Source organism: Dyella sp. 2HG41-7, from assembly GCF_021390675.1.
GTDB lineage: Bacteria > Pseudomonadota > Gammaproteobacteria > Xanthomonadales > Rhodanobacteraceae > Dyella_B.
Genome location: NZ_JAJEJV010000004.1, coordinates 3,752,690 through 3,764,707, shown reverse-complemented (window position 1 = coordinate 3,764,707; position 12,018 = coordinate 3,752,690). Strand labels below are relative to the sequence as shown.

Genomic DNA, 12,018 nt, shown 5'->3' with positions numbered 1-12,018 from the left:
ATATGCCGAAGCTGATCCGCCGTCGCTTCAAAGACACGCGTGGCGAAGCCGAACTGTTTCGGCGTCGCGCCTTCGCGGGGTTCGCGCTGATCCTGCTCGGTCTGTGCGCGTTGGTGGGGCGCTACGTGTTTCTGCAGGTGCTGCATCACGACGAGTTCGCGCTGCGCTCGGTCAACAACAGCGTGAAGCCGCGCGCGATCCCTCCTGCACGCGGTTTGATCTACGACCGCAACGGCATCTTGCTCGCCGACAACGTGCCCGCGTTCCGCCTGGAAGTGGTGCCCGAGCAAGTGCACGACATGAATCGTTTGCTCGCCGATCTGGGCAAAGTCGTGCCGCTGGATCCGGACGATCTCGACGCGTTTCGCAAACAGCTGCGGCAATCGCGGCGCTTCGACAACGTGCCGTTGAAGATGCATCTGACGGAAGACGACATCGCGCGCTTCGACGTGAATCGCTGGCGGTTTCCGGGCGTGGATGTGGTGCCGTATCTCACGCGTCAATATCCGCTGGGCTCGATGTTTGCGCATGTCGTGGGTTACGTCAGCCGCATCGACGCGGACGATCTGGAAAACCTCGATCCGGATCGCTACAAGGGCACCACGCATATCGGCCGCATCGGCGTGGAGCGCTCGTACGAAGACATGCTGCATGGCTCGCCCGGTTACGAGCTGGACGAAGTGAATGCGGACGGTCGCATTCAGCGCGTGCTGAAAACCGATCCGCCCACGCCGGGCAAAAATTTGTATCTGAGCATCGATGCGCGCATTCAGAAGGCCGCGCAAGATGCGTTCGAAGGTCGCCCCGGCGCGGCAGTGGCGATCGACCCGCGCAATGGCCAGGTGCTTGCGATGGTGAGCGTGCCGTCGTTCGATCCGAACTTGTTCGTCAACGGTATTAGCTCCGCCGATTACTCATCGTTGATGACGGCGACGGACAAGCCGTTGCTCAATCGCGCGTTGCGCGGCGCGTATCCACCCGGTTCGACGGTCAAGCCATTTATGGCGCTGGCCGGTTTGGAATACGGTGTTCGCACGCCGCAGGACTCGGTGCTTTCGACCGGTGTGTTCTACATTCCGGGTCAGGCGCGCGGTTATCGCGACGATCAACGCGGCGGCGTCGGCACGACGAATCTTTACAAAGCGATCTACGCGTCCGTCAACACGTACTTCTACAAGCTTGCGTTGGATCTGGGCATCGATCGCGTCAGCGCGTTTATGGGCAGCTACGGCTTCGGGCATCCCAGCGGCGTCGATTTGCCGGGCGAGGCAGCGGGCATTCTGCCGTCGCGCGAATGGAAGGCCAAACATTCACCGAAGGAGCGCAACTGGTATCCGGGCGAAACGGTGATTACCGGCATCGGCCAGGGCTATTGGTCGGTCACCGCCATGCAACTCTCGCACGCGCTGGCGACGTTCGCCGGTCGTGGCGTGCCGTATGCGCCGCATGTGGTGATGTCGACGGCGGATGTCGGCAAGTCGCCATCGCCGCTGCTCAATCCGCCCACCGGTCCGTCCCTGATCAAGAACATCAAAGATTGGGAAGCGGTGAACGAAGGCATGCAGCTGGTGATCTACAGCAACGATCCGACCTCCACGGGCTTCGGCACGAAGTTGGGTGACGGTTTCCCGTATCGCATCGCCGGCAAGAGCGGTACCGCCGAACGCTTCTCGCGCAAAACCGACGCCTACAACGAAGACAAGAACACGGCGTATCTGGCCGCGCGCCATCGCGCGTGGTTCGAAGCGTTTACGCCGGCCGAAAATCCGCGCATTGCGGTGGCGGTCGTGTTGGAAGCTGGTGCATGGGGCGCCAAGGACGCCGGTCCCATCGCGCGCAAGATTCTCGATGCGTGGCTTGCCGCGCAAGGCGGCGCGGTGCCGCCGAACACGCCGTTGCCGGAGTCGGGCGTTGCGGCATCCTCGTCCGCGGCGTCGCGGCCTGAAGATTTGCCGCAAGAGGATGCGCCAGCGACCGACAGCTCCAGCGCAGGGGGCGACACGCAATGATCCTCGATACCTTGAACTTTCGTCTGCATCGCTTTTTCCGACGCCTATGGACGCGTCCACGTATCGATCTGCCGTTGGCGTTCGCGTTGCTGATCTTGTGCTGTGTGGGCTTGGTGACGTTGTACAGCGCCGGCGACGGCAGCCTTTCGCTCGTTATCGGACAGGCCGCGCGTTTCGCACTGGGCGGCGCGCTTATTCTGGTGATGTCGCGCATACCGCCGTTGGTGCTGCGCAAATGGACGCCGTGGCTCTATATCGGCAGTGTGATGTTGCTCTTGGTGGTGGCGGTGCTCGGCGAGGGTCGCGGTGCGGATCGCTGGCTCAATCTGGGCATCATGCGCTTTCAGCCGTCCGAACTGATGAAGCTGACCATGCCGATGATGGTGGCGTGGTACCTGCATCCGCGCCAGCTTCCGCCGCATTGGAAGGACATCATCGTCGTCGGCGTGATGATCGCCGTGCCGGCCGGATTGATCGCCAAGCAGCCCGATCTCGGCACCGCGTTGCTGGTGTCGGCGGCCGGCGCGTTCGCGTTGTTTCTTTCGGGCATGGCGTGGTGGCGCATCGGCCTGTTGCTGGCGGGCGCGGCGGGCTTGGTGCCGATCGCGTGGCACTTCATGCATCAGTATCAGCGCGATCGCATCCTGACCATGCTCAATCCGGAATCCGATCCGCTCGGTAACGGCTGGCACATCATCCAATCGCAGATCGCGGTGGGTTCGGGCGGCGTGTTCGGCAAGGGCTTCGAGCAGGGCACGCAATCGCGTCTGGATTTTCTGCCCGAGCACACCACGGACTTTATCTTCGCGGTGTTCTGCGAAGAGTTCGGCTTGATCGGCGTGTGCGCGATCCTGGTGCTCTACGCCTTTATCATCGGTCGCTGCCTGTGGATCGCGATGGAAGCGAAAGACACCTATTCGCGCTTGCTGGCCGGCGCCATCGGTATGAGCTTTTTCGTCTACGTGTTCGTCAACGGCGGCATGGTGGCCGGGTTGTTGCCGGTGGTGGGCGTGCCGATGCCGATGGTCAGCTACGGCGGTACGTCGGCGGTGTCGTTGCTGGTGGGTTTCGGCGTGCTGATGTCGATCCACGCCAACCGCAAAGTTCACGACTGAAACGGCGTCCGGTGCGTGTCTTCTCCTTATTTAAGCGGGAGAAGGAGTTGATCGCTTCTGCGTGCTACGCTCCGTCGCCATGACAAGAACAACATTTTTCGTGCTCGCAGCGCTGTGCTTCGCCGCACCCGCTGCGGCCTGGGCCGAGCATCCCGGCCAAGCCCAATTGGTGAGCGAAGTCGCTCACGACACAGGTAAGACCCCGGCCGCGTTGAACGCTCTGCTCGACAACGCGCAGCGGCAGCAAACCATCATCGACGCGATGAACCGCCCCGCCGAGGCGAAACCGTGGAGCGACTACCGCCAGATTTTCATGACGCAGGCGCGCATCGACGCGGGCGTTGCGTTCTATCGCGATCATCAAGCCTTGCTGGAAAAGATCGGCGCGAAGTACGGCGTCGCGCCGCAGTACATCGTGGCGATTCTCGGCGTGGAAACCTTCTACGGCCGCAACACCGGCAAGTACAAGGTGCTCGACGCGCTGGTGACGCTCGGTCTGTATTACCCGCCGCGCGCCGCGTTTTTTCGCAGCGAGCTGAAGACCTTGTTGGAGCTGCCCGATAGCCAGCTCGCCGGTCCTGTCGATACGCTCAATGGCTCCTACGCGGGTGCGCAAGGCTGGGGGCAGTTTATGCCCAGCAGCATCCGCGATTTTGCCGTGGACGAAGACGGCGATGGTCGCATCGATTTGCAAAACTCGCTGCCGGATATTCTTGGCAGCGTGGCCAACTATTTCGCCAAGCACGGCTGGGTCGCCGGCGCGCCGGTCGCCGCGCGCGCGCAGCCTGACGCGGCAGCCAAACAGCTCACGGTGAAAGACTCCACCCCGCAGTGGACCATCGAGCAACTGGAAGCCTGGGGCTATGCGCCCGTGCAGCATTTGGATCCCGGCGCGATGAGCAGCTTGCAGACGTTTCAAGGTGCGAACACCAAGGAATACTGGTACACGTTCCAGAACTTCTACGTGATCACCCGCTACAACCGCAGTCCGATGTACGCCATGGCCGTGCATCAATTGGCGCAGGCGATCGTGGACGGCGTCAACGATCAGGAGAAGGCCGCTCGATGAAGACGCTTTGGCGCCTGCCGTGTCTGCTTGCGATCATGTCGATACTGGTCGGATGCGGCGGTCATCGCAGCACGCGTCCTTCTGCATCTTCATCGTCATCATCATCATCATCGTCGTCGTCGTACGGCGGCAGCGGATCGAGTCGAAGCGGTGCCGGCAGTTTTCGCGACGACACCAGCAGACCGCAAAGCAGTCGTTACCGCGACGATCACGACAGCATCCCGGACGGTCCGCCGCCGGACATCAGCAAGTTGGTGGAGCCGGTGCCGACGGTGGAACCGCGTTCGCTCTACGGCAATAAGTCGCCCTACAGCGTGTTGGGCCGCACGTACTCGGTGCTGTCTTCCGCGCGCGGTTACGACGAGCGCGGCATCGCGTCGTTCTACGGTTCGAAATTCCATGGCTACAAAACATCGAGCCTGGAAGACTACGACATGTACAAATTCACCGCCGCCAGCAAAGTGTTGCCGTTGCCGAGCTACGCGCGTGTGACGAATCTGGAGAACGGCAAGAGCGTGGTCGTGCGTATCAACGATCGCGGTCCGTTCCACGAGAATCGCGTGATCGATCTCTCGTACGCCGCGGCGGTAAAGATCGGCATCTGGCCCAAGGGCACGGGACTGGTGGAAGTGCAGGGCATCGATCCCTCCGCGCCGACGCCCGTGCAAGAGGCGCCGCCACCACCGCTCGTCACCGCCACGCCCGCGCATGCGCCCAGCATTTATCTGCAAGTCGGCGCGTTCTCCGACCAGGCGAACGCCGAACGCGTGGCCGCGCAACTGCGCGTCGCCAATTTCGCTCCGGTGCAGGTGCAAGATGCGACCATTGGCGGTCGGCTGGTGCATCGCGTACGGGTGGGTCCCCTGAGCGATGTGGATAGCGCCGATCAGGTGAGTTCCAAGATCGAGCACATGGGTCTGCCTCACCCGCAGGTCGCGGTAGACTGAGCGCCGCTCCGAGGTAGGGAGCAGCCGGGCTGGACATACGCCGGCCTCATCGCGTCAGAAAAAATCCATGACGGATGATTTCCGACCGTCCAAAATGTTTCGTCGACGTCGTGGCGCCGCAAGCGCCGAGCAATTAGCAAACGGATGTAATCCCACCATGAATCTGTTCCGCCGCCCCCTGCACATTCTTGCCGCCGCCGCGTTGGTCGTCGGCGTCAGTGCCACCGCACAGCAGACGCCGCCCAGGCCCGTGCCGAACCCGCCGCCGACACCGACGGCCGTGCAGGTGCCGGTGCCGCCGCCGCCGGATGTCGATTCCAAAGCATGGGTGCTGATGGATTACGCCACCGGCCAGGTTCTCGCATCGAAAAACCCCGACGTGCGCGTCGAGCCGGCGTCGATCACCAAGGTGATGACCGACTACGTGATCTCCGCGCAGATCGCTTCGGGCAAGATTCATCTCACCGACCAGGTCAACATCAGCGAGCACGCATGGCGTGCGGGCGGCGCAGGCACGGACGGTTCCACCAGCTTCCTCAAGCTCAACAGCCAGGTGCCGCTGAAGGATCTGCTCTACGGCATGATCATCCAGTCCGGCAACGACTCCGCCATTGCGCTGGCCGAGCACACCGCCGGCTCCGAGGAAACCTTCGCGAGCTTGATGAACGCCTACGCCAAGCAGCTGGGCATGGTGAATTCGCACTTCGTCAATGCGTCGGGCTATCCGGTGGACGATCACTTCACCACCGCGCACGACATCGCGATCCTCACGCGCGCCTTGATCCACGATTACCCGGATGACTACGCGATCTCCGCGATCAAAGAGTTCGAGTGGAACGGCATCAAGCAAGGCAACCGCAACACGCTGTTGTGGCGCGACCCGACCGTGGACGGCGTCAAGACCGGCCACACTGCCGCCGCCGGTTTCTGCCTGGATGCATCGGCCAAACACGGCGACCAGCGCATGATCGCTATCGTGATGGGTTCGAGCAGCGAAAAAGGTCGCGCCGATGCGGCGATGGCGCTGCTCAACTACGGCTTCCGCTTCTTCGAAACGCACAAGCTCTACGAGGCGGGCAAGCCTCAGGCGACGCCGCGTCTGTGGAAGGGTGAAGACAACGCACTGCCGCTCGGCGTGCAGCAAGACGTTCTCGTCACCGTGAAGACCGGCGACTACGACAAGCTCAAAGCGACGATGGACATTCCGTCCACGCTGATCGCGCCCTACAAGAAAGGCCAGCAGGTCGGTACGCTGCACATTACCGAAGACGGCCAGGCGATCATGGACGTGCCGTTGGTCGCGCTGAACGATGCGCCGCAAGGCGGTTTCTTCAAGCGCCTGTGGGACACCATCCTGTTGTGGTTCCACGGTAGCGGCAAGAAGTGAACGATGTTGTCGACGTGAACGGAGAAAGCCGATGAAAGACCTGGGCGAAATCAAGGCGGAGCAGGAAGGCCAGGGTTTTCAGTTTCCCGGCGAGTTCGAAATCACCGCCATGGGCAACGCCAGCGCGGATTTGAAAGCGCGGGTGCCGGAAATTCTGGAAGGCATCGGCCTGCATGTGCTGCACGAAACCGTGCGGCACAAGCATTCACGCGAAGGCAACTTCCTCTCCGTCACCGTCAGCTTCCGCTGCGAAACGCGCGAGCAGTACGACGCCGCGCATGCGGCGTTGCGGGCGGATCCGGATATTCGGTTTACGCTCTGAGCGCTGCTTGGCTTTCCCCTTTCTATTTGGGGAAAGGTGAAGATGGGTGTCTGAGGCCAGAATGGCCCCTCACCCCGGCCCTCTCCCCGAAGGGGAGGGGGCGCTGTTAGCGCGACTTCCTTCACTTGTATCCCATCGCCCGCGGCCACAGATTGACCCCATTCCCACGCAGGCCTGCACGTTTATGTCCCTTCCGCTGAAAATCCGCCGTCTGGGCCGTCAACCCTACGAGCCGACGTGGCGGGCGATGAGCGCCTTTACCGATAACCGCACCGCGTCGACCACCGACGAACTGTGGGTGCTGGAGCACGATCCGGTCTTCACCCTGGGGCAGGCCGGCAAGATGGAACACGTCTTGGCGCCCGGCGAGATTCCGGTGGTGCCGGTGGATCGCGGTGGTCAGGTGACCTATCACGGGCCCGGGCAGATCGTGGCGTACCCGTTGATCGACCTGCGCCGAGTTGGTGTGGGCGTGCGCGACCTCGTCTGCGGCATCGAACAGGCCATCATCAATACGCTGGCGAACTGGAATATCGAGGCCGTACGCCGCGAAGGCGCGCCGGGCGTCTACGTAGGCGACGCCAAGGTGGCAGCCTTGGGCCTGCGTGTGCGCCGGGGCTGCAGTTTTCACGGTTTGGCCTTCAACGTGAACATGAATCTGGAACCGTTTCACCGCATTAATCCTTGCGGTTACAAGGGTCTGGCGGTCACGCAGGTGTTAGACTTGGGCGGTCCGTCGCGGTTGGCGGAGGTCGAGGAGGTGCTGATCGGCGAGTTCTGCCGGCAGTTCGGTTTCGAGGCTGAACCGGCCGCTCCCGTGGTCCCCGAACTCCCCGCTCGTGTAGCGGTCTGAGCTATTTCATGAGCGATACCAGCGCATCATCCACGAAAGCCATTCCGATCAGCGTCGTTAGCGGCGCGCCTGTCGAGAAGCAACTCGGCGGCGACAAGATTTCGCTCAATCGCGCCGGTTTCGACACCAACGTTCCCACGCTGCGCAAGCCGAGCTGGATTCGCGTGCGTCTGCCGCAAGGCAACGCCGTGCAGCAGCTGAAAGCGCGTTTGCGTCAAAACGCGTTGGTCACCGTGTGCGAAGAAGCCTCCTGCCCGAACATCCACGAATGCTTCAGCAAAGGCACCGCCACCTTCATGATTCTCGGTGAAGTGTGCACGCGTCGCTGCTCGTTCTGCGATGTGGCGCATGGCCGTCCGGCCGCGCCCGATCCGCTGGAACCGGCGCGCCTTGCTGAAACCATTCACGATATGCGCTTGAAGTACGTGGTGATCACGTCGGTCGATCGCGACGATTTACGCGATGGCGGCGCCGAACATTTCGCTGCGTGCATTCGCGCCGTGCGTCATGCCAGCCCGAACATTCGCATCGAAATCCTTACGCCGGATTTTCGCGGCAAAGGCCGCATGGAACGCGCGCTGGAAGTGTTGAAAGAATTCCCGCCGGACGTGTTCAACCACAATCTGGAAACCGTGCCGCATCTGTATCGCGAAGTGCGTCCGGGCGCCGATTATCAGTGGTCGCTGGATCTGCTCAAGCGCTTCAAAGCGCAGCATCCCGATGTGCCCACCAAGTCCGGCATCATGCTGGGCCTGGGCGAAACCTACGAGCAGGTGATCGAGACCATGCGCGATTTGCGCGCGCACGACGTCGAAATGATCACCATCGGCCAGTATCTGCAACCCACGCCGCATCATCATCCGGTCGTTCGTTATTGGACGCCGGACGAATTCGAAGCGCTGCGCGTCGCGGGCGAGGAGATGGGTTTCCATCACGTCGCCTCCGGTCCGCTGGTCCGTTCTTCCTATCACGCCGATCTGCAGGCTCACGCAGCCGGCGTCACCGAGCATGCCTGAAGAGAAACCTATGAATTTTCGCTTTCGTCCCCTGCTCGCACTCATGATCGCCGTTGGCGTGGCGGCTCCGGCCTTCGCGCAATCGGCGGCTGATATGGGCGCGTCCAAGCCGCGCAAAGAGTCCACGCTACCGCTTCAGTCGACCAACGACGAAGCGAATGCCGCGCTGATTTCCGCGCATCTGCTCACTCGCTTCCACTACGACTCGCAGCCGCTCGACGATGCGATGTCGCAGAAGATCTACAACTTGTACTTCAAACTGCTCGACGGCGAAAAAGTCTTCTTCACGCAAGAAGACATGGCCAAGTTCGCGCAGTACAAGGACAAGTTCGGCAACGCGATCTGGAACAAGGACCTCAGCGGCCCGTTCGACATCTTCAATCAGTACATTCTGCGCGCGGTCGACCGCATGAACTATGCGCGCAGTCTGTTGAAGCAAGGTTTCGACTTCAACACCAACGACAGCTATGTCGTCGACCGCAAGAAAGCCGATTGGCCCAAAGACAAAGCCGAGCTGGACGATCTGTGGCGCAAGCGCACCATGAACGACTGGCTGCGCCTGAAGCTTGCCGGCAAGAACGACGACGACATTCGCAAGACGCTCGACAAGCGCTACAGCAACTACATCGATCGCGTAAAGCAGCTCGATAGTCAAGACGCGTTCCAAACCTTTATGACCGCCTATGCGAATTCCACCGATCCGCATACCGATTACATGGGTCCGCGCGAAGCGCAGAACTTCGATATCTCGATGAAGCTGTCGCTGGAAGGCATCGGCGCCGTGCTTCAGCAGCGCGACGACTACACCGTGATTCGCGAACTCGTTCCCGGCGGTCCGGCGATCAAGTCCGGCAAGCTGCATGTGGGCGACTACGTGATGGGCGTGGGTCAAGGCGCGAGCGGTCCGTATACCGACGTGGTCGGCTGGCGCATCGACGATGTCGTCAATCTGATCCGCGGCAAGAAAGACACCACCGTGCGTCTTGAAGTGGTGCCCGGCGATCAAGGCACCGACGGCAAGCACGATGACATCACCTTGGTGCGCAAGAAAGTCACCATCGAAGAACAAGCCGCCAAGAAGAAAGTGATTCAGATCACCGACGCCGGCGTCACGCGCAAGATCGGCGTGATCGAGCTGCCGATGTTCTACTCCGACTTCGGCGCACGCAGCGAAGGCGACAAGAACTTCAAGAGCGCCACGCGCGACGTCGCCAAGTTGCTCGGCGAGCTGAAGAACGAAGGCGTGCAGGGCGTCGTAGTCGACCTGCGCAACAACGGCGGCGGTTCGCTGTACGAAGCCAACGAACTCACCGGCCTGTTTATCGATAAGGGTCCAGTCGTGCAGGTGCGCGATGCGCGCGGCCAGGTGCAGGTGCAGGGCGACGACGATCCGGGCATGGCCTGGAGCGGTCCGCTGGCGGTGCTGGTCAATCGCGGCACGGCGTCGGCATCCGAAATTTTCTCGGCGGCAATCCAGGATTACGGTCGCGGCCTGGTGATCGGCACGCAGACCTTCGGCAAGGGCACGGTGCAGACGCTGATCGATCTCAACCGTTTCGCAGCCGACCCGGACAGCAAGTCGGACTTCGGCGCGCTGAAGATGACCGTGCAGGAATTCTTCCGCATCAATGGTGGTTCGACGCAGTTGCACGGCGTCACGCCGGATCTGCTCTATCCGAACAACGGCGACGACAAGGATTACGGCGAGTCCACCTACGACAACGCCTTGCCGTGGACGCAGATCGCGCCGGCCGACTACAAGCCCGTCGCCGATATGAAGGCCTACCTGCCGCAGCTGCAACAGATGCATGACGCCCGCGTCGCCAAGTCGCCGGCGTGGCAGCTCATGCTCGACGAACTGACGCAGTACAAGAAGCTCGCCGACCGCACCAGCATCTCGCTCAACTTTGCGCAGCGTGAAACCGAACGCAAACAGCTCGACGGCATGCAGGCGGACTTCCGCGCGCGTCACAAGACGATCGATGGCAACACGTCCCCCGACGAGCAGGAAAGCCAGCTCGACGACGGCCTCAACCCGAACGAGCGCAGCTTGAAGAGCGAACTGCAGGAGCAGGCGGACGCGAAGAAGGCCTCCGATCCGCAGCTGCAGGAAACCGCGCACGTCCTATTCGACGCGGTCGGCTTGATCGACGCCAATCCCAAGATCGCCGCCGCTGTGTTGCCTTATGGCGGCAAGCAAGGCGAGACCCCGTCGATCGCTGCCGCCACCGCGCCAGCATCGCTGCCGTCGCCGACGGTGGAGCCGGGTGCGTCGTCCACGCCTGCGCCGGCGGAGTCGACGACTCACTGATGGGTCTCATCGTTGGAACAAAAAAGCAGCGCTCCGGCGCTGCTTTTTTTATGTCGGTACTTGCGGTCCATCTCCCAAAGCCGTCATCCCAGCGAAAGCTGGGATCCAGTGTCTTTGGATATCTGAAAGTCGCTGGATCCCAGCTTTCGCTGGGATGACGAGTAATGGAAGATTGCGGCAGTGGTGGATGACAGTACCCATTTAGCGCGAGGATGGCGCAAGTAAACCAACTCGCGACAGGAGTCACGGTCTTATGAACCTGCTGTCGAACCTCGCCTTAGCTGGCGGCCTGGCCTGGGCTAGCGGCATCCGTCTCTACGCAACGCTCTTTATCGCGGGTCTGCTAGGACGCTTGGGTTATGTGCCATTGCCTCCCGGCCTCGAAGTGCTCAGCCACAACTGGGTGCTGATCGTGTCCGGCGTGCTGACGCTCGGCGAATTTCTCGCCGACAAGATTCCTGTGTTCGACAGCGTATGGGATTCCATCCATACGTTTATCCGCATTCCCGTCGGCACCATGCTCGCGTGGGGCGTGTTCAAGAACGCCGGCGCGGACGAGCAGATTGCTGCGGCCTTGCTGGGCGGCGCGGTGGTCACCGGCACGCATCTGGCGAAATCGGGCACGCGCGCATTGATCAACACCTCGCCCGAACCCTTCAGCAATTGGGGCGCGAGCGCGACCGAAGATATCTCGCTATTCGGGATTCTTTTCCTGATGTGGCAACACCCGCTCGCGCTGCTGATTTTGCTGGCGCTGTTTATCGTGCTGATTTGCTGGTTGTTGCCGAAGATCGTGCGCGGATGGCGTGCGATCTTTGCGCAGCTACGCAAATTCAACGGAACGCCTGCCTAGCCGGAAACGCTCCCTCCCCCGGATCAAGTCCGGGGCAGGCTCTACGTGCAGTAGGGGAGGGCTGGGGTGGGGTGAAGCCCCCAACCTCGCGGTGATGACACGTGTAAAGCAAGCGCATGCAACCCCACCCTAACCC

Annotated in this window: 10 protein-coding genes; all 10 read left to right on the top strand. The window is 61.7% G+C overall.

Going from position 1 to position 12,018, the window contains the following annotated elements; genetic code table 11:
- Positions 1 to 2: 2 nt before the first annotated feature.
- The 10 genes from mrdA (at position 3) to L0U79_RS18505 (ending at position 11,882) form a co-directional block, all read left to right on the top strand.
- Positions 3 to 2,009 (top strand): penicillin-binding protein 2, encoded by a 2,007-nt coding sequence (mrdA, locus tag L0U79_RS18550; RefSeq protein ID WP_233843702.1) that lies wholly within the window; start codon positions 3 to 5, stop codon positions 2,007 to 2,009.
- Positions 2,009 to 3,124: a rod shape-determining protein RodA gene (gene rodA, locus L0U79_RS18545; protein WP_233843946.1), complete on the top strand. Its 1,116-nt coding sequence runs from the start codon at positions 2,009 to 2,011 to the stop codon at positions 3,122 to 3,124. The genes mrdA and rodA overlap by 1 nt, the downstream gene beginning before the upstream one ends.
- 79 nt (positions 3,125 to 3,203) lie before the next feature.
- Positions 3,204 to 4,193, top strand: a complete 990-nt coding sequence (mltB, locus tag L0U79_RS18540; RefSeq protein ID WP_233843701.1) for a lytic murein transglycosylase B — start codon at positions 3,204 to 3,206, stop codon at positions 4,191 to 4,193.
- A complete protein-coding gene (locus L0U79_RS18535) occupies positions 4,190 to 5,140 on the top strand; it encodes a septal ring lytic transglycosylase RlpA family protein (protein ID WP_233843700.1) in 951 nt (316 codons plus the stop codon). The genes mltB and L0U79_RS18535 overlap by 4 nt, the downstream gene beginning before the upstream one ends.
- Before the next feature lie 157 nt (positions 5,141 to 5,297).
- Positions 5,298 to 6,527: a D-alanyl-D-alanine carboxypeptidase family protein gene (locus tag L0U79_RS18530; RefSeq protein WP_233843699.1), complete on the top strand. Its 1,230-nt coding sequence runs from the start codon at positions 5,298 to 5,300 to the stop codon at positions 6,525 to 6,527.
- A gap of 31 nt (positions 6,528 to 6,558) precedes the next feature.
- The gene (locus tag L0U79_RS18525) at positions 6,559 to 6,849 is read left to right on the top strand and encodes a DUF493 family protein (RefSeq protein ID WP_233843698.1); all 291 of its coding nucleotides are present in this window, start codon (positions 6,559 to 6,561) and stop codon (positions 6,847 to 6,849) included.
- Positions 6,850 to 7,033: 184 nt separating this feature from the next.
- Entirely contained in the window at positions 7,034 to 7,702 is a 669-nt protein-coding gene (lipB, locus tag L0U79_RS18520) for a lipoyl(octanoyl) transferase LipB (RefSeq protein WP_233843697.1), read from the top strand.
- Positions 7,703 to 7,710: 8 nt separating this feature from the next.
- Positions 7,711 to 8,718 (top strand): lipoyl synthase, encoded by a 1,008-nt coding sequence (gene lipA, locus L0U79_RS18515; RefSeq protein ID WP_233843696.1) that lies wholly within the window; start codon positions 7,711 to 7,713, stop codon positions 8,716 to 8,718.
- 10 nt (positions 8,719 to 8,728) lie between these two features.
- Positions 8,729 to 11,029, top strand: coding sequence for a carboxy terminal-processing peptidase (locus L0U79_RS18510; RefSeq protein ID WP_233843695.1), 2,301 nt, complete (start codon positions 8,729 to 8,731; stop codon positions 11,027 to 11,029).
- A 253-nt stretch (positions 11,030 to 11,282) separates the two neighbouring features.
- On the top strand, positions 11,283 to 11,882 hold the full coding sequence (locus tag L0U79_RS18505; RefSeq protein ID WP_233843694.1) for a DUF4126 domain-containing protein: 600 nt from the start codon (positions 11,283 to 11,285) through the stop codon (positions 11,880 to 11,882).
- The last annotated feature ends 136 nt before the right edge of the window (positions 11,883 to 12,018 follow it).